Source organism: Streptomyces sp. NPDC002588 (assembly GCF_040295925.1).
Taxonomy (GTDB): Bacteria; Actinomycetota; Actinomycetes; order Streptomycetales; family Streptomycetaceae; genus Streptomyces.
Window position 1 is genome coordinate 1 of the sequence record NZ_JBEOWF010000047.1, and the last position, 18,286, is coordinate 18,286.

General features: G+C 71.0%; 13 protein-coding genes and 2 tRNA genes. 13 read left to right on the plus strand and 2 right to left on the minus strand.

Going from position 1 to position 18,286, the window contains the following annotated elements:
• Window positions 1-42 precede the first annotated feature (42 nt).
• From ABT057_RS39000 to ABT057_RS39040, 9 genes are all read left to right on the plus strand, one after another.
• On the plus strand, window positions 43-429 hold the full coding sequence (locus ABT057_RS39000; protein WP_352348667.1) for a DUF6507 family protein: 387 nt from the start codon (window positions 43-45) through the stop codon (window positions 427-429).
• Complete coding sequence (locus ABT057_RS39005) at window positions 426-3,122, plus strand: ADP-ribosyltransferase (protein ID WP_352348668.1); 2,697 nt, start codon at window positions 426-428, stop codon at window positions 3,120-3,122. The genes ABT057_RS39000 and ABT057_RS39005 overlap by 4 nt, the downstream gene beginning before the upstream one ends.
• 71 nt (window positions 3,123-3,193) lie before the next feature.
• The gene (locus tag ABT057_RS39010) at window positions 3,194-3,595 is read left to right on the plus strand and encodes a hypothetical protein (RefSeq protein WP_352348669.1); all 402 of its coding nucleotides are present in this window, start codon (window positions 3,194-3,196) and stop codon (window positions 3,593-3,595) included.
• A gap of 329 nt (window positions 3,596-3,924) precedes the next feature.
• Window positions 3,925-4,368 carry an HD domain-containing protein gene (locus tag ABT057_RS39015; RefSeq protein WP_352348727.1) on the plus strand — a complete coding sequence of 148 codons (444 nt, stop codon included), beginning with the start codon at window positions 3,925-3,927 and terminating at the stop codon, window positions 4,366-4,368.
• 57 nt (window positions 4,369-4,425) lie between these two features.
• On the plus strand, window positions 4,426-4,737 hold the full coding sequence (locus ABT057_RS39020) for a hypothetical protein (RefSeq protein ID WP_352348670.1): 312 nt from the start codon (window positions 4,426-4,428) through the stop codon (window positions 4,735-4,737).
• Window positions 4,738-4,813: 76 nt separating this feature from the next.
• Window positions 4,814-6,169 carry a type VII secretion integral membrane protein EccD gene (gene eccD, locus ABT057_RS39025; RefSeq protein ID WP_352348671.1) on the plus strand — a complete coding sequence of 452 codons (1,356 nt, stop codon included), beginning with the start codon at window positions 4,814-4,816 and terminating at the stop codon, window positions 6,167-6,169.
• A gap of 13 nt (window positions 6,170-6,182) precedes the next feature.
• On the plus strand, window positions 6,183-7,457 hold the full coding sequence (locus ABT057_RS39030; protein ID WP_352348672.1) for a CpaE/TadZ family protein: 1,275 nt from the start codon (window positions 6,183-6,185) through the stop codon (window positions 7,455-7,457).
• 34 nt (window positions 7,458-7,491) lie between these two features.
• Window positions 7,492-11,469: a type VII secretion protein EccCa gene (gene eccCa / locus ABT057_RS39035; protein WP_352348673.1), complete on the plus strand. Its 3,978-nt coding sequence runs from the start codon at window positions 7,492-7,494 to the stop codon at window positions 11,467-11,469.
• A 7-nt stretch (window positions 11,470-11,476) separates the two neighbouring features.
• Window positions 11,477-12,901, plus strand: coding sequence for a DUF6177 family protein (locus tag ABT057_RS39040; RefSeq protein WP_352348674.1), 1,425 nt, complete (start codon window positions 11,477-11,479; stop codon window positions 12,899-12,901).
• On the opposite strand, the gene ABT057_RS39045 is transcribed toward ABT057_RS39040, so the two are convergent.
• Complete coding sequence (locus ABT057_RS39045) at window positions 12,902-14,056, minus strand: acyltransferase family protein (protein ID WP_352348675.1); 1,155 nt, start codon at window positions 14,054-14,056, stop codon at window positions 12,902-12,904. It lies immediately after the preceding gene.
• A gap of 411 nt (window positions 14,057-14,467) precedes the next feature.
• Between ABT057_RS39045 and ABT057_RS39050 the strand changes: the two genes are divergently transcribed.
• Complete coding sequence (locus ABT057_RS39050) at window positions 14,468-14,662, plus strand: hypothetical protein (protein WP_108999428.1); 195 nt, start codon at window positions 14,468-14,470, stop codon at window positions 14,660-14,662.
• Window positions 14,663-15,150: 488 nt separating this feature from the next.
• Here ABT057_RS39050 and ABT057_RS39055 read toward each other — a convergent pair.
• Window positions 15,151-15,221: transfer RNA gene (locus tag ABT057_RS39055), tRNA-Gly, on the minus strand.
• A gap of 176 nt (window positions 15,222-15,397) precedes the next feature.
• Between ABT057_RS39055 and ABT057_RS39060 the strand changes: the two genes are divergently transcribed.
• The 3 genes from ABT057_RS39060 (at window position 15,398) to ABT057_RS39070 (ending at window position 17,992) form a co-directional block, all read left to right on the plus strand.
• Window positions 15,398-15,474, plus strand: a tRNA-Pro gene (locus ABT057_RS39060).
• 212 nt (window positions 15,475-15,686) lie between these two features.
• The gene (tig, locus tag ABT057_RS39065; protein WP_352348676.1) at window positions 15,687-17,111 is read left to right on the plus strand and encodes a trigger factor; all 1,425 of its coding nucleotides are present in this window, start codon (window positions 15,687-15,689) and stop codon (window positions 17,109-17,111) included.
• Between the two features lie 272 nt (window positions 17,112-17,383).
• Window positions 17,384-17,992, plus strand: a complete 609-nt coding sequence (locus ABT057_RS39070) for an ATP-dependent Clp protease proteolytic subunit (RefSeq protein WP_189709844.1) — start codon at window positions 17,384-17,386, stop codon at window positions 17,990-17,992.
• The last annotated feature ends 294 nt before the right edge of the window (window positions 17,993-18,286 follow it).

An 18,286-nucleotide genomic window follows, 5' to 3' on the forward strand; every position in this document is an offset into this window, starting at 1 on the left:
ACCGGACTCTGTATGTCCGTTTACGGAACGGGGGTTTGACGGGTGACGGGCTGGGATCTGAAGCCGCAGGGCATTTCGGGCGTGGTGAAGACGACCGGGGAGACGGCGTCGCACCTGCAGAAGCACGCGACGGCGTTCGGTGAGCATCTGACGTCGGCGGCGTCGAGTGCGGGGACCATTTCCGCCGACGCGCCTGCCGCGGGAGGCGAGCAGGCGCAGGGCGGGCTGGTGGCGCTGGCGTTGTCGCAGTACGCGGAGCGGGCGTCGAAGGACCTGTCGTACGTCGCCGCCCGGGCGGGGAAGTCGTTGCAGGGTGTGGTGGACGCGACGACGGCGTACTTGAACGGTGATGAGCAGATGGCGATGGAGGCGCAGCGCAACACGCTGAAGGCGCCGAAGCTGGACATGCCGGGGGCGGGCAAGGCGTGATCAAGCCGGACGAGATCCCCCAGTTCACCGGGAACCTGGCGCAACTGGAGCTGGACCACGCGGATCTGAGGAAGGACGCCGGGAGCGTCCGCGACACGGGCAAGGACGTCAACACCCAGTTCCAGGGGTTGTCGGCGTTCTACCACGCGCCGGAGGCGGAGCAGTTGTTCGCCACCACCAAGCCGGTGCAGGACCGGGCGGACGACTTCGCCACGGACCTGGAGACGGTCTCCTCCGCCCTCTCCTCGTACTCCACCGAGATCCGTCCCCTCGTCTCCAAGCTCAAGGAGCTGAAGACCAAGGCGACCACCTTCGTCGACTCCGTGAAGGACGACGACGACTGGGAGTACGACGGCGACAAGGTCGACGAGCACAACCAGCTTCGCGACGACATCACCGCGACGGTGGCGGCGTTCTGGGCGGCGGAGCGGACCTGCCACAACAAGATCACCGCGATCTGGGGCGGGACCCAGATGGTCGCCGGGGACGGTTCGGACCGCAAGGACCAGTACGGCTTCAACGCCGAGGACCTCAAGAACGCGAAACTCCCCTGGGGCGACCCGGTGGAGGAGAAGCATCACTGGTACGAGGTCGGCCACTGGGTGAAGTCGTTCGTGTGGGACGGCCTGATCGTGGACGGTATCTGGGGCACCATCAAGGGCCTGGGCATGCTGGTGGGTTTCGGCGGCTGGGACGCGATGGGCCAGGCCTGGAAGGGCCTCGCGCAGCTCGCGACGGGTCTTGCGCTGGCTTCGATCCCGGGTGTGGGGACGGCGTTCTGGCTGATCCCCGACGACAAGCTGCCGTCCTGGATCCGTGATTCGCGCACCGCGATGAAGGAGACGGGCAAGGCCCTGGTGGCGTGGGACGAGTGGGGCAAGAACCCCGGCCGGGCGGCCGGCGCGGTCACCTTCAACGTCCTGACGACCGTCTTCACCGGCGGTGCGGGCGGTGCGGCGGCCGGTGCGGGCAAGGCGGGCGCGGTCGCCAAGGCCCTGTCCCTCGCGGGCAAGGCCGGCAAGATCATCGACCCGATGACGTATGTCGCGAAGGGCGCCGGCGCGGGCCTGTCGAAGATCGGCGACATCGCCAAGGGCCTCAAGGGCATCGGCAAGATCGACATGCCCACGCTGCCGGACGGCTCGGTCCACCTCCCCGACGGCCGCCTGCTGGAGCCGAACGGCAACCTCGTCTCGCCCGACGGCACCATCGACACCACACCGGTTCCGCACGAGACCGCGCCGGCGTCGTACCAGACGCCCTCCGGTCTCCCCTCCCACTGGACGACCCAGGCCCCGGGCGCGACACCGTCGTACGCGGCGCACACTGTGGACAGCGGCGCGTACGCCGGGGCGCACGCGCCGTCCGACGGGGTCTACGGCGGGACTCCGCACTCCACGGCCGGCAGCGGGACGTACACGAGCAGCGCGCATGCGGCGAGCGACGGCATCCATGGCGGAGCCCCGCACTCCACGGGCGGCAGTGGGACCTACACCGGCGGCGCGCACGCCACGTCCGACGGTGTCTACGGCGGTATCCCGCACAGCACGGGTGACGCGGTCTCGGCGGGCGCGCACTCCGGTGGGGCGTCGACGCCGTGGTACCACGACACCCCGACGGCCGGTACGACGCACGACGTCCCGACCACCACCCCGCACGAGCCGCCGGCGGCCACGCCGCACACGGGCGGTCACTCCGGAACGACACCGTCGGCGTGGTACCACGAGACGTCGACGACCGCCCCGCACACCGGCGGCCACGACGTCCCTCACACGGGCGGCCACACCCCCGAGACACCGCACGGCACGGGCCACGACACCCCCGCCGGGCACCCGCACGACGGATCGCACGGCGCCGGTCACGGCGGGGCCGGCCACCATGACGGTGCGGGGCATCACGCGGACGACGCGGCGCACCACGGGGATCACCCCGACGTCGGCGAGCACCCCGGCGTCGACGACACGGCCGCACACCACGGCACCGACGCCCCGGCCACCGCGGGGCACCCGGGCACGGACGTACCGGGACACCCGGGGGCCAGGGAGCCCTTCGAGTACAAGCCGAGCATGTCGGCGGACGAGTTCGACAACCTCGCCACCGACGCGGAGAAGCACGCGGCGGCCGCGGCGGAGCTGGAGCGGGGCACGAACCCCTGGCCCAGCTCCAGCAACCACGCTGGGCAGGCGTACGGCGACGGGTACTGGAACGACTACATCGACCACCTCGACCCCGCCGGGAAAGACGCGCTGAACAAGTACAGCGACCACTACTACACACAGATCAACGGACAACTGCGGGCCGGTGACGTGCGGCCCCCGATCACGGACATCGTCCACAACATGGACCGGGTCATGGGTACCCGTCCCGTACCCGAGGACATCATGGTCGTCCGAGGCACCCGGATCGATCACCTCGACCTGGACTCGCCGCTCGACATGGAGGGCAGGACCTTCGGGGACGACGGCTACACTTCCACGTCGCTCGGCAAGGACCCGGCCTTCGAGCACCAGCCGGTGATCATGCACTGGCGCGTGCCGAAGGGCACCCCCGCTCTCTGGATCGATCACATCTCCGCGAACAAGGGGGAGCGGGAGCTGCTGCTCGCCCGCGGTACGGAGTACAAGGTGACGCGAGTCTTCCTGGACTCGTCGGGCAAGTTTCACGCCTACGGGGAGGTCCTGCCGAGGCCGTAGCGCACGGCCTTCGGCGGGCCCGGGCGCGGCCCTCGTTGCGGATCGGGCAGACCTAAAGAAATGTGGACTTCATGAACAGCGAACAACCACCGCCCAACTCGCGTTTCGCGGAAGACCTGCAGATGAAGCAGGTGGCGGGTCCGGTGACGTACAGCCGTCACACCGACGGGCCGGTCGTGTACCTGAGCGTCGCCGACCAGACCGGCACCGCGATCGGGTGCGTGTGGGCGAACGACAAGGACGACGCGGCCGGCTGGGTGGTGCCGCCGGGGCTTTCGCCCAGCGCCGTCAACGCAGGAGCGTCGTGGCTGCGGGTACTGCGCGGCGGCAAGGCCCGGGGGCTCGCGCCCACGGCTCTCCTCGCCGAGTTGGCGGGAGGCTCGAACGACAACAAGCTGAGCCACGCCGTTCCCGGCTCCCTCACCGAGGCCCCGTCTCTCGCCGCCCTGAAGGAACAGGTCGCCGGTGGCTGAACCCCTGCGGACCAACCCGCGCTTTTTCGGGAAGCCGACCGGCATGGCGGGCTCGCGGTGTACCGGGAGCTGACAAGGCGGACGCTCTGGCAGGGCTGGTGGAGCCCGTTCTGTCACGCTCGTTCCGGTGCTGTGGGTGCTGTTCATGATCGCGACGGGTTTGGCCGAGGGCTCGTGACGGACGCGGCCGGTGAGCCCGATCCGGCCCCCGGGTATACGCCCCGGCCTTCCGTGTCCTATGTTGCACGGGCAAAGTAAGGGGGAGTTTGCATGCCGCACCACGGGCATCAGGGCAGACGCGCGTACCAGGGAAGGCGCGCGCCGTGAGCATGAGTCTCGCCGAGGTCGAGGCCGTCGCGTGTGCCGCGCACGCCGAGCAGACGGACAAGGCCGGCCGGCCGTACACCGAACATCTGCGGGCCGTCGCCGAGGGCGTACGCGCCCGGGGCGGCGGCGAGGAACTGATCGCCGCGGCCTGGCTGCACGACGCCGTCGAGGACGGGGCGCTGAGCGAGGAGTGGCTGCGGGCGGCCCCCCTCGACCCGCGGACCAAGGACGTGGTGCGAGCCGTGACCAAAAGGTCCGGTGAGTCACCCGAGGCCTACGCGGGGAGGATCCTGGGGACGCCGGGCGCCCGGCTGGTCAAGGCGGCCGACCTCGCGCACAACGCGGACCCCGAGCGGCTCGCGGTGCTCGACGAGGCCACCGCGCGGCGGCTGGAGCGGAAGTACAGCGCCATGAGGCAGTACCTCGGCCTCACCCCGCACGACTGACAGCCCATCAAGAGCCCACCACAGGCCACCATGAGCTACGCACGGGACGACGACTGAATGGCACGGGACTACGACAGCCAGCTGCTGGAGTCGGTGGCGGTACGGCGGCGCCGCATGCGCGACGCGCTGCTGTTCGGCACCCAGCGGGCCCGCCGCACGCTGGACGAGCGGCTCGGCAAGGTGTTCGCGGGCATCGCGATCGCCGCCGTGCTGTGCGCCGGCTGCGTGGGCTGGTCCTTCCTCCAGGCCACGCTGGCGAAGCAGAAGGCCCAGCAGGAGAAGCAGCAACAACAGCAGGAACAGCTGTACGACCCCGCGAGCGGCAGCCCCTCCGCCGCCGCGAGCGGCGCGGGCGGGGAGAAGCAGTGAAGAGGACGAGCAGAGGTGACGGGATCATGGCAAATCAGGCCTCTGGCCGAAATGACGCGATGATAGGTTCCGGTGAGTGGTGAGCGCTGCAACGACGTCTCGGACCCAGCTCAGCCGTGTCACCCTGATCGGTGAACGGCGACGCGCCGACCTCGTCCTGCCGTCGGACACGCCGATCGGCCAACTCCTCCCCGACATACTGCGGTTGCTGGACGACCGGGTGGCGACGCGGCCGACCACACGGCAGTTGGTCACCTCCGACGGCTCGGTCCTGCCGAACGACGCCACACTGTCCTCGGCCGAGGTCGCCGACGGAGCCGTGCTCCAGCTGGTACGGGCGCACGCCGCGCCCCCCGCGCCCGTGGTGCACGACGTCACCGACCAGGTCGCCGACGATCTCGACCTGCGTGCCTGGCGCTGGCGTCCGGCCGCGCGCCGGGTCAGTGCCGGGGTCGCCACCGTCGTCTTCGCCGTGGCCGCCGCCGTGCTGGCCCGGCGCGAGTTCGCCCTCGAGTCCGTCGCCACCGCGCTCGTGGCCGCGACCGTGGTGTTCCTGCTGGCCGGTGCGGTCGTCGCGAAGATCGGCGGCGGCAACCTCGGCCTCGCCACCGCGCTGTTGTCCGCCTCCGGCGGTCTGGGGCTGCTCGCGGCGTGGACCGCGGCCGACGCCTACGACTGGCCGGGCGAGGCACGCCTCGCCGGCGTGGTCGCCGCGTCGGTGCTCACCCTGGTGCTGCTCGCCTACTTCTCGCCACTCGGCCGGGGCGGGCTCATCGGGGCCGGGGCGGCCGTCGCCATGGCCGCCGTCTGGGAGGTCGTCGCCGCCGTGCAGGACCGGCCGGACCGGCTCGGTGCCGTGATGACCGTGTTCTCCGTGGTGCTGCTCGGGCTGCTGCCACGGCTCGCGCTGATGGCCTCCGGACTCACCGGTCTCGACGACAAGCGGTCCTCGGGCGTCTCGGTGAGCCGGCACCAGGTCTCCAACGCGCTCGCCGCCACGCACCGCGGGCTCGCCCTGGCCACCGTGGTCACCGCCGCCTCGGCCGCAGGCGGCGGCTGGCTGCTGACCACCGCCGACGGGCCGACCGTGTGGACGGTCACGCTGGCCTCGCTGACCGCAGTGGTGCTGCTGTCCCGGGCCCGGGCCTTCCCGCTGGTCGCGGAGGTCGTCGCGCTGTTCGCGGCGGCGGCCGTGCTCGTCGTACGGCTCGCGGTGCTGTGGCTGGACCGCGCCGGGGGTGCCGGTGCGCTGGCCCTGCTGGGGGCCGCCGCGCTGCTGCCCCTGCTGGTCCTCGCGATCGAACCGCCCGAGCATGTGCGGGTCAGACTGCGGCGGCTCGCCGATCTCATCGAGTCCGTCGGGGTGATCGGGCTGTTCCCGCTGGCCGTCGGCGTGTTCGGCATCTACGGGCAACTGCTCGACAAGTTCTGAGGAGAAGGGCGACATGCCGAGCGGTGAGAACTGGCAGAACGACGTGCTGCGCGACCTGAGGGGCCGCGGAGCGCCTCAGCAGCCTCAGGAGGGCCAGGCACCTCAGCAGGCTCAGGAGCCTCAGCCGGGCGTGCCCGCACAGCACCCACCGGCCCAGAACCCCCAGGCGCAGCCCCCGGGGCACGGCTACCCGCAGCATCAGCAGCAGCCGTCGCCCGGCTACGGCTACCCCCAGCAGCCCCCGCCCGGACAGCCCGGCTACGGCTACCCTCAGCAGCCGTCCCCCGACCCGGCGGCCCAGCACCCTCAACAGCCCCAGCAGCGCTACCCCGAGCAGCAGCCGCAGGCCGCCCCGGCCCGCCGTTCCGTCCCCGACACCCGCCCCGTCGTGGACAAGAGGATCGCCGCCGCCGGTCTCAAGCCCCGCTACGGCGAACCGTTCACCGCCCGTGCGCTGCGCGCCGTACGCCGTACCGTCTCCTCCTCCGCCTCGCGCGAGGTCGCCGAGACCACCGCGACCGCCGAGGTGCTCCAGCGGGCCGTCACCACCGGCCGGCAGATCGCCGTGACCTCCATCCGCGGCGGCTCCGGCAAGACCACGGTCGCCGCCCTGCTCGGCGCCACCTACGCCCACTACCGGCAGGACCCGGTCCTGCTCGTCGAGGCCGACCCGGCGCTCGGCTCACTGCCGCTGAGGCTCGGCGCGGAGAGCCTGCGCTGGACCACCGGCGATCTCGCCGCCCTCGTCGAACCGCAGATGTCGCTGCTCGACATCACCGGCTACCTCGTCCAGCTCCCGGAGAACGCCTGGCTGCTGCCCGGCAGCCAGGGACAGGTCGGCGCGATGCTCGACACCAAGGGCTACGAGCGGGTCATGGTGTCGCTGCGCCGCTACTTCGGGGTGACCGTCGTCGACTGCGAGACCCTGCCCGCCGAGGTGGCCCGCACCGCGCTGTCCGCGGCCCAGGCCCGCATCCTCACCGCGCCCGCGACCCTGGAGGGCATCGCCAGCACCCGCTCGGTGCTGGACTGGATGCGCGGCCTGCCGCGGGACATCACCACCACGACCGTCGTCGTCCTCACCGAGATGTCACCCCACCCCGGTCTCGCCCTGGACAAGGCCGCCGAGCAGTTGAAGGCGACCGGCGCGAGTGTGCGCGTCCTGCCGTACGACCGGCATCTCGCGGCCGGCGGCGCCATCCGCACCGACCTGCTCGCCCGGCCGACCCGGCAGGCCGTCACCCGGCTGGCGGCCGAGGCCTTCGAGCTGTCGCAGAAACGCCGATGACCCACCCCGAAGGGAACCCGCAGAGGTCAGGACGATGAGTACCCGACTGATCCACCGCCCGGCGCGCACCACCCGCCCGCCGGCCGCCTCCGAGCCGCGCACCATCGAGGCCCCGCCCAACCTGCCCGAGGGCAAGGCGGGTTCCATCGCCACCTCGCTGCTGCCCGTCGCGGGCGTGATGTCCTCCGTCGTGATGATGACGGTCGTGCGCAACAGCCAGTTCGCCGGGCTCGGCGCGATCATCCTCGTCGTCACCCTGGTCGGCTCCCTCACCCTGGTCTTCTCCCAGCGAGGCAAGGCCCAGCGCACCCGCCGTACCCAGCGCGAGGCCTACCTCGCCTACCTGGAGGACCTGCGCGAGGAGCTGTCCAGGGAGGAGCGGGAGCGCGGCGAGAGCGCCCAGGTGCTCAACCCGCCGCCGGACGCGCTGTACGACATCGTCCGCGACCCCGCCCGGCTGTGGGAACGCAGGCGCGTGGACGGCGACTTCCTGCGGGTGCGGGTCGGCACCGGCGAGATGCCCGTCCGGGACCTGAAGGTCGGCTCGCAGGGTTCGTCGGTGCTGACCCCGCCGGACCAGTTCATGCTGAACGAGGCGTCCGCGCTGATGGTCCGCTTCCGCACCGGCACCGACCTCCCGCTCACCGTGCCGCTGGACCGCGTCGGCAACATCAGCGTCATCGGCGACCGCGAGGACACCCTCCGGGTCGCCCGCGCGCTGCTCGTCCAGGCCGCCGCCACGCACGCCCCGGACGACGTGGCGTTCGCGCTCGCCGTCGCCGGCGACCGGATCGCCGACTGGGAGTGGGCCAAGTGGCTGCCCCACCTGCTCGACTCCGAGCAGTACGACGGCCCCGTCGCCGCCCGCCGCATCGCGCCCTCGCTGCCCCAGCTGGCCCGGCAGATCGGCCCCGAGCTGCGCCGCCGCGCCTCCTACGCGGCCGAGGTGCGCCGCGGCCTGTCCGGCAAGGACGCCCTTTCGATGTCCTCCCGGCTGCTGGTCGTGGCCGACGCGCACGGCGACGACGCCGTCGACCTGCCCCGGCCCGACGACGCCGTCGGACTGCGGGACATGGGCGTCACGATCCTGCACCTGCTCGACGAACGCGTGCAGGAGCCGGGCAGCGTCGGGGTCCGCATCACCGTCGACGGCGAACGGATCGCCATCGAGGACCTGCGCGAGGCGGAACCGATAGGAGCCCACGGCACCGTCGACGAGATCGGCGTCCCCTTCGCCGAGGGCTTCGCCCGGATGCTCGCACCGCTCCGGCTGTCCGCCGACTCGATGGCCGCCGACGCCCCCCTCAGCGGCCCGGTCGACTTCGCCGAACTGCTCGGCATCGACGACGTGGCCGACCTCGACCTGCCCCGGCTGTGGGCGCCGCGCGGCGAACGCGCCTTCCTGCGCGTGCCCATCGGCGTCAGCGACTCCCACGAGCCCGTCCTGCTCGACCTGAAGGAGTCCTCCGAACTGGGCATGGGCCCGCACGGCCTGTGCGTCGGCGCCACCGGCTCCGGCAAGTCCGAGCTGCTGCGCACCCTGGTCCTCGCCCTGGTCGCCACCCACCCGCCGGAGGACCTCGCCATGGTCCTCGTCGACTACAAGGGCGGCGCCACCTTCGCCCCCTTCGCGGGCCTCCCGCACGTGGCCGGCGTGATCACCAACCTGGAGAACCAGGCCGGCCTGGTCGAGCGCGTCCACGCCTCGCTGGCCGGCGAGGTCAAGCGCCGCCAGCAGGTCCTCAAGGACGCCGGGAACGTCGCCGACGTCGGCCACTACGCCGCCCTGCGCGCCGAGAAGCGCCCGGACCTCGACGCCCTCCCGCACCTCTTCGTGGTGATCGACGAGTTCGGCGAACTCCTCACCGCCAAGCCGGACTTCATCGACCTGTTCCTGTCCATCGGCCGCATCGGCCGCTCCATCGGCGTGCACCTGCTGCTGTCCAGCCAGCGCATCGAGGGCGGCAAGCTGAAGGGCCTGGACACCTACCTGTCGTACCGGCTCGGCCTGCGCACCTTCTCCGCCGACGAGTCCCGCACGGTCCTCGACACCACCGACGCCTTCCACCTGCCGCCGCTGCCCGGCTTCGGCTACCTCAAGGTCGACACCAGCCACTACGAGCGCTTCAAGGCCGGCTACGTCTCCGGCGCCTACAGCGGCCCGGTGCGGCGCGAGGAGGAGGACACCGGACCGCTCGCCCTGGAGTACGAGGCGTACAACACCCTCGGCCAGGACGAGAGCGCCGGGCCGCAGGAACCGCAGATGCGGCGCCGCGAGACCGGGCCGACCGAGATGGGCGTCATGGTCGGGCAGATCGAGAGCGCCGGCGCCCGCCCCGTCCGCCAGATCTGGCTGCCCCCGCTGCCCGAGGCGATCGCCCTCGACAAGGTCGCGGGCCCGGTCGAGGTCGGCGCGCGCGGCATGCAGCTCACCAAGCGGAGGGGGCCGCTCCAGGTGCCGATGGGCATCCTCGACGACCCCACCAAGCAGTGGCAGGGCCAGTGGTACCTGGACCTCACGATGGCGGGCGGCCACGCCGCCGTCATCGGCGGCCCGCAGTCCGGCAAGACCACCCTGCTGCGCACCCTCGCCCTGTCCCTGGCGCTCACGCACACCCCGCAGGAGGTCGGCGTCTACGGCCTCGACCTGGTCGGCGGCGGCCTCCAGGCCCTCGCCGGCCTGCCGCACGTCGGCGGGGTCGCCGGCCGCGCCGACCGCGAGCGCGCCGCCCGCACCATCGACTCGGTGCGCGGCATGCTCGACCAGCGCGAGGAACTCTTCCGCGTCCACAACATCGACTCGCTGGAGCAGCTGCGCACCCTGCGCGCCGCGGGCCGCCTGCCCGAGCTGGCCTCCACCGAGATCGTGCTGCTCATCGACGGCTTCGGCGCCCTGCGCGACGACTTCGAGGAACTGGACGACGCGGTCGTCGACATCCTCAAGCGCGGCGGCGGCTACGGCATCCACGTCGTCGCGGGCATGCTGCGCTGGAACGACGTGCGCATCGCCACCCAGTCCCAGTTCGGCACCCGCGTCGAGCTGCGCCTGAACGACCCGAGCGAGTCCAGCGTCGAACGCAAGCTCGCCCAGACCCTCTCGCCCGAGGAGAAGGGCCGCGTCCTCACCGACGGAAAGCTCTTCGCCCAGGTCGCCCTGCCCCGCACCGACGGCCTGCCCGACACCGCCGACCTCGGCGCCGTCCTCGAGCGCACCGCGCGCACGATCCGCGCGACCTGGACCGGCGAGGTCGCCGCGCCCGTCCGCGTCCTGCCGCACGTCCTGGAACCGCACATGCTGCCCGGCCCGGCCGCCGAGCCGCGCCGCGTCGCGATCGGCCTGGACCAGACGCACCTGGCGCCGGTCATGCTCGACCTGTTCCACCACGACCAGCACCTGCTGATCATGGGCGACAGCGAGTGCGGCAAGACCAACCTGCTCAAGGTGATCGCCCAGGGTCTGATGGAGCGTTACGGCGACGACGAACTGGTCTTCGGCGTCATGGACCCCCGGCGCGGCCTGCGCGGCGCGATCCCGGAGGAGTACCGGGGCGGCTACGCCTACAACGCCAAGCTGAGCGCCGGCCTCGCCGCGGGCATCGCCACCGAGCTGGACAAGCGGATGCCCGACGAGAGCACGGACGCCTCGGACCTCGAACCCGGCACCTTCTCGGGCCCGCGGATCGTGATCCTGGTCGACGACTACGACGTCCTGACCACGGCAGGCCAGCAGCCCCTGGCCCCGTTCCTCCCCTACATCCCCTCGGCCCAGGACATCGGCCTGCACTTCGTCCTGACCCGGCGCGTCGCGGGCGCCTCCCGCGGCCTGTACGAGCCGCTGATGATGGGCCTGCGCGAGTCCGGTGCCGCCGCCCTGGTGATGGCGGGCGACCGCAGCGAGGGCCAGCTCTTCACCGGCGTCTACGCCTCCCAGCAGCCGCCCGGCCGGGGTGTGCTGGTCCGCAGGGGCGAACCGAACCGCCTGATCCAGACCGTCTACGGGGGGACGAGGTAGCAGCACCATGACGAAGGACGTCGTCGCACTCACCAAGAAGATGCCCGACCCGCTCAGCGTGATCGCGGGCCTGCTCTCCGGCGGCCCGGACAAACTGGTCGGCGCGGAATCGGACGGAGCGGTGGTCCGCCTCCACGACGAACAGGGCCGCCCCCTGCTCTCCGTCGAGGCCCCCCTGCTGGTCCAGGTCAGGGGGGAGGCCCGGCGTCTGCTCGGCGCGGACGAGCCGGAGGTCCCCTACTGGTGGACCGAGGCCCGCGCCACCACCGGCGTGAAGGAGGCCGAGGCGCTCGCCGGCACCTTCGCGGCCCGGGTCGCCACCCTGGTCGGCGGCACCGCCTGGCCCCGGGCCGCCGCGACCTCGCTCGCCGTGGTGAACACCGAGGGGATGACCGCCGTTCCGGTGCCGGCGGCCGCGCAGCCCGCCGTCGACGTGCTCACCGACAAGGTCGCCGTGGTGATCCAGGACCGCCCGGTGGTCGCGATGACCGCCTGGCTCGCCGACACCTTCCGGGCGGCCGCGAACGCCCAGCTGGGCCTGCAGATCGTCACCCCGGCCGGTACCCGGCTCTCCCCTGCGGTCCGCAGCGCGCTGCCGGGCTGGCCCTCGCGCTGGGTGGTGCAGGACGAGAGGTGCGGCTACTACGACGGCCTGTCCGGCGCCGTCCTGACCTGGGCGAACGGCCTGTTCGTCACGTTGGAGTCCCCCGAGGCGACCGCGGACGATCCCCGCACACCCGTCGCCGAGACCTTCACCCAGGAGATCGCCGACGCCGGCGAACGCCAGTTGGCGGTCTCCTTCCGCTGCGTTCACCCGGCCGACGACCGGCTGGTCCTCGGCGGCGCCCTGGAGACGGTCTGGCGGGAGATCACCGGCGAGCCGCCGGCCGGCTGGGGCACCGAGGAACCCGCCAATCTGCCCTGGTCGCTACGGCAGGTCACGGACGTGGCGTTCGAACGTTCACCGGCGCCGACGTGGCTGGTGGTCGTCGGCGCACCCGAGCGCCCCGGCCTGGCGACGGTCCGCATCAGCCGCACCAAGGGCGGCGTCGAGGAGGACGTCACCCTGGCGTTCGGCTACGGCCCAGGCGAGGAGGTTCCCGCGGACGCGGCCCTCCGTGGAGCGGCGGAGGCCCTGGCCACCCGCCACGACCTGCAGTCGATGCTCATCCAGGTCCGCAGGGCCTGCCGCGACCTCTCGGTCCCGCCGCGTTTCGAGGGCCCGGGCGTGCCGTACGCCTTCGTCCTGGGCGCGGAGGAGGTCCGCACGATGCCCGGTGACCGCGCACGGCGCACCCCCCTCCGTGAAAAACCCCACGAACTGGGCCCGAAGACCCGCCCGGCCCTCTACTACCCGTTCCCGGGCAACCCGTCGGACCTGTCGGGCTGGCGGGACTTCGAGCAGTTGATGACCCACCTCAAGGGCACCTGATCAGGCGGGCACCTTCGCCCGCTCGCGCGCCTGCGCGACCCGCACGGCATCCTCCCTGAACGCCCATTCCATCCTGGGCTCGACGGCGAACCGGAACACCCGCTGCACGGGCCTGGTGCACAGCAGCGTGACGACCCCGGCCACCACCACGCTCACCGCCACCTCTCCCGGAGCGCTGTGCAGCCAGGCGTGGTCGAATCCGCCCGCGTAGTCGGTGCCCTTCAACACGAAGCCGTGCAGCAGGTAGCCGTACAGCGTCCCCGCGCCGAGCACGGTGAACCACATGGTGCGCCCCGGCACCCAGGAGAAGAAGCAGGCCGTCAGCAGCAGCGCACAGCCGAACATCGCGAGCTGCATGACGGGTCCGGCCCACCAGGGCGAGCCCAGCGCCTGCGCGGAGTCGCTGTGGTAGAACCACGACGCCTTCACCCGCGGCACCGCCCACCAGGAGAAGACCAGCGCGAAGGCGAACACCGGTACGGCCGCGATCCGCACCGAACGGCGCCGCACGAGCCGGAAGTGCTCGGGCTTCAGGCTGAGGCCGAGTACGAAGTACGGAAGGAACTGCAGGATGCGCGGCAGGTCCAGGTCCTTGCCGATGCTCGGGGCGAGAGAGGCGAGCATGGCGAGCACCAGGGCGAGCGGCAGCGGAAACCGGATGAGCTTCCACAGGGGGGTGGTGAGCCGCCAGACGAACAACGCCACCAGGAACCAGGTCAGATACATCGGGTCGAGGAGGCTGATCTCCTGACCGGGGGAGTGGTCGCCGTAGCGCCTGAAGAGGGAGTAGGCGGTCTCGAAGAGGACGTACGGCACGGCGATGCCGGTGATCAGCCGCTTCAGCCTGGCGGGACTGCCGTCGAAACTCCGGGAGAAGTATCCGGAGATGATGATGAACGCCGGCATGTGGAAGGTGTACACGACCATGTAGGCGCCCTGCAGTACCCGGCTGTCGCCCTTGATCGGCTCCCAGGAGTGGGCCACGGCCACCAGCACGATCGCCATGTACTTGGCGTTGTCGAAGAACGCGTCGCGCTGCCCGGCGGGCCGCGCGGACGGTTTTCCGGGGGATCTGTCCGGGGCGGGGTGGTGCTGGTCGTTCTGGTTCTGGGGTGAGCGGGGGCTCGGAACGAGAGACGAGACGGCGTGGAACATTTGAGGCACCCTAGCGTCGCTTGTACGTATGCGTAAAACGGCCGATGTCATTCCTGGTTTACGCGGTGCGGGTACCCCGGGATTCGGTGAAGTCGACCTGCCTTACGGTGTCTTGTAGGACACACAGTCGCCCTTGATGTCACGAATCATCCCGACTAAAAGGTACATAATGCCGGTTGTGGGTGTGTTGTTGCCTCATCTGTGTGCGCAATTCGAATTACCTGCACGGGCGTTGTGTGGACATGGAAATGATCTCTCTCAATTCCTGTGCGGGTGCCCGGTCGAATTGTTGTGCGGCGCACCCGCGTCCGATCGCTGAGAGCGATGATGCGTCACCGGCGGCATGAGGAGCCCTCGTTGGTGGCACGATGGTGTCGGGAGTGCGGACCGACCGAGGGTGTGTGATCAGGCGTGGCCATTTCACTGTCAGTGGTGCTGCTGTTGGCGATCATCCTGGTGGTGTTGATCCGGGGAGGGAGCATCAAGGCGGGCCCCGCCATAGTCGCCATCCTCTTCGGCTTCTTCCTGGCCTCCACCGGCATGGCGCCGTCGATCAATCGTTTCCTCAACTCCCTTGCGGACACGATCAATTCGATCAGTTTCTGACCGCCGGGCGGGTCATTCCTCCTCGCCCTGACCGCGGTTGGCGGGCAGCGGCGAAGCGAGGTGCCGCCGTGCGGCCCACGGTTCCCCAGGCTGACCCATCGGTCGTAGGTGGTGGGGTACACACGGATCAGGGCGCCGCATTCCGGGCAGACGGGTGGCTCGATCCATGCCACGTCGTCCGGGTCGGGGTCGGGGTCGGGGTCGGGTCCGGGCGCGGCCGTGGCCCCGTCGGCTTCGGCCATCCCGCACGGTGCGGCCGGTCTCCCCGCGGCGATGGCATGCGAACCGGTCACGATCCCGAATCGCCCCCATACGTTTGAGTGTGAGCGAATCGGACCGGGTCCCAGTAGGCCGCGATTCGGCCTCGTTAGGCGGTCGTGTGGCGTCCCGGAAGGGCACGGGAGGGGCATGCGGGGCTGAAGCGCCCGGAGCAGGACGAAGGCCCAGGGAGAGGGATTCAACCTCTCGCCTGGGCCTTCGGCACACAGAGCGGGCGACGGGAATCGAACCCGCGTAGCTAGTTTGGAAGACTAGGGCTCTACCATTGAGCTACGCCCGCACGGGACGCGCCGCAGGTCAGTGACCGCGGCACTGTCAGGCATCGTAGCGGGTCGGCACCCCTGCCCGCACATCCCTTCCGGGGGCGCGCCGCTGTTCACCTCGCGCCGGACCGGGATCTCGGCAAATGCGGCGGTCGGACGATCGGCGGGCATGTACCCTACGTGACGCACCAGACGGGGTGTGGCGCAGCTTGGTAGCGCGTCCGCTTTGGGAGCGGAAGGCCGTGGGTTCAAATCCCGCCACCCCGACCACCTGCCCGACCATCTGCCGATCCACCTGCGCGATCATGCCGCGCGCCTGGCTGTTGATCGTCTTTTGGGCGGCCCAGTCGCTGCGGTTACTATGCAAGCTGCGCGCCCGTGTGTCCCGGCCCACTCGGCCTACGAATTTTCCCGGGCGGCGAATCGCCGGACCTGTCAGGTTCCGGCGAACCCGAAGAAGTCAGCCACAAGGAGACCGAACCGTGAAGAGCGCCGTGGAGACCCTGAACCCGACTCGGGTTCGGCTCACTGTCGAGGTGCCCTTCGAGGAGCTCAAGGACAGCCTCGACGCGGCGTACAAGAAGATCAACCAGCAGGTCACGGTGAAGGGCTTCCGCAAGGGCAAGATCCCCGCCCGGGTCATCGACCAGCGGTTCGGCCGCGGTGCGGTCCTGGAGGAGGCGGTCAACGACGCGCTTCCGAAGTTCTACACCGAGGCGGTCAACACCGCCGAGATCGACGTCCTCGGCCAGCCCGAGGTCGACATCACGGAGCTGAAGGACGGCGAGACGCTGAACTTCACCGCCGAGGTCGACGTCCGCCCCGCCCTCGAGCTCCCCGAGGACTTCTCCTCCATCGAGGTCGAGGTCGACGCGGTCGAGGTCACCGAGGAGGACATCGAGAAGTCGGTCGAGCAGCTCCGCGAGCGCTTCGCCTCCACCTCCCCGGTGGAGCGCGCCGCCGAGGACGGCGACGTGGTGACCGTGGACCTCGAGGCCAAGGTCGACGGCGAGGTCCTCGAGGACGGCGTCGCCAGCGGTGTGTCCTACACCATCGGCTCCGGCGAGCTGCTCGAAGGCATCGACGACGCCGTCAAGGGCCTGGAGGCAGGGGCCGAGGCCACCTTCACCTCCGAGCTCAAGGGCGGCACGGGCGCCGGCAAGGAGGCCGAGGTCACCGTCAAGGTCACCCAGGTCGCCGCCCGCGAACTGCCCGAGCTGGACGACGAGTTCGCTCAGCTCGCCTCCGAGTTCGACACCCTGGAGGAGCTGCGCGCGGACAGCCGCAAGCGCCTCGAGAACATGAAGCAGTACGACCAGGCCACGCAGGCCCAGGAGCGTGTCCTGGAGAAGCTGCTCGAGCTGGTCGAGGTCCCGGTCCCCGAGAAGCTGCTCGAGGACGAGATCAACACCCGTAAGCACAACCTCGAGCACCACCAGCTCGGCCAGATGGGCCTCGACCTCGCGAAGTACCTGGAGATCCAGGGCAAGACCGAGGAGGAGTTCGAGACCGAGACCCGTGAGGCCGCGGTCAAGGGCATCAAGACCCAGTTCGTCCTTGACGAGCTCGTCAAGCGCGAGAAGCTGAACGTGAACCAGGAGGAGCTCACCGAGCACCTCATGCGCCGCGCCGCCTCCTCGGGCATGTCCCCCGACCAGTTCGCGCAGGCCGTCGTCGAGGGCGGTCAGGTTCCGCTGCTCGTCGGCGAGGTCGCCCGCGGCAAGGCCCTGGCCACGGTCGTCGAGTCCGCCACGGTCAAGGACACCAACGGCGAGGTCATCGACCTGGACGACGAGGAAGAGGAGACCACGGAGGCCGCCGACGCCGCCGAGGCCGCCGACGCCGCCGAGGACACGGAGCCCGCCGCCGAGGCCGGCACCGAGGGTGACGAGAAGGCCGACGCCTGATCCTCCGATCCGCGTACAGCTGATCCGCGTACCGCTTCCGGCGTACGTGTGACGGGCCCCGGAACCCAGTGTTCCGGGGCCCGTCCCGTTCACCGGGCGGCTACCCGCCGCTACGCCCCCGGCGAACACCCACCTCTCCGGGATTCCCCGGCGGGAGCCGCGCGTTAGGGTCCATGAATACGAGGGCAGGGGAGTCCCCGTTGCCCCCGGCAGTACACGTGAGACGGCCCGGCGCCGTCGTAAGACGAGCAGGTGGATACGTGACGAATCTGATGCCCTATGCCGCCGGCGAGCCTTCCATCGGTGGTGGCCTCGGCGACCAGGTCTACAACCGGCTGCTCGGCGAGCGGATCATCTTCCTCGGCCAGCCGGTCGACGACGACATCGCGAACAAGATCACCGCACAGCTGTTGCTCCTTGCCGCCGACCCGGACAAGGACATCTACCTGTACATCAACAGCCCCGGCGGTTCGATCACGGCCGGCATGGCGATCTACGACACCATGCAGTTCATCAAGAACGACGTGGTGACCATCGCCATGGGCCTCGCGGCCTCGATGGGCCAGTTCCTGCTGAGCGCGGGCACCCCGGGCAAGCGCTTCGCGCTGCCGAACGCCGAGATCCTGATCCACCAGCCCTCCGCCGGCCTCGCCGGCTCGGCCTCGGACATCAAGATCCACGCCGAGCGGCTGCTGCACACCAAGAAGCGCATGGCGGAGCTCACCTCGCAGCACACCGGCCAGACGGTCGAGCAGGTCACCCGCGACTCGGACCGCGACCGCTGGTTCGACGCCTTCGAGGCCAAGGAGTACGGCCTGATCGACGACGTCATCCCCACGGCCGCGGGCATGCCGGGCGGTGGCGGTACCGGGGCGGCGTAAGCCCGTAGACGACGGCGGCAGGGCCTTCCGGCTCGGCGGGCGGAACCATTCCGTCCCCGTCCCGGACCCGGACCCGCAGGAAGCGACGGGAGTCGGAGACCCACGCGGCGCCCCGAGGCCCACGGAGCGTCCAGGCGCCGCCCCGAGGCCCCACCGGGCCGCCGGCGCCCACAGGCCCCCGCAGGGCCTCGCAGCTCCCGCAGGGATCTCCACAGGTGCCTGCAGGGTCTACGAGGCCCCAGCAGGCTCCGCAAGGGCTCGACAGGGCCACCAGAGGCTCCGAGCGCCCAGCGG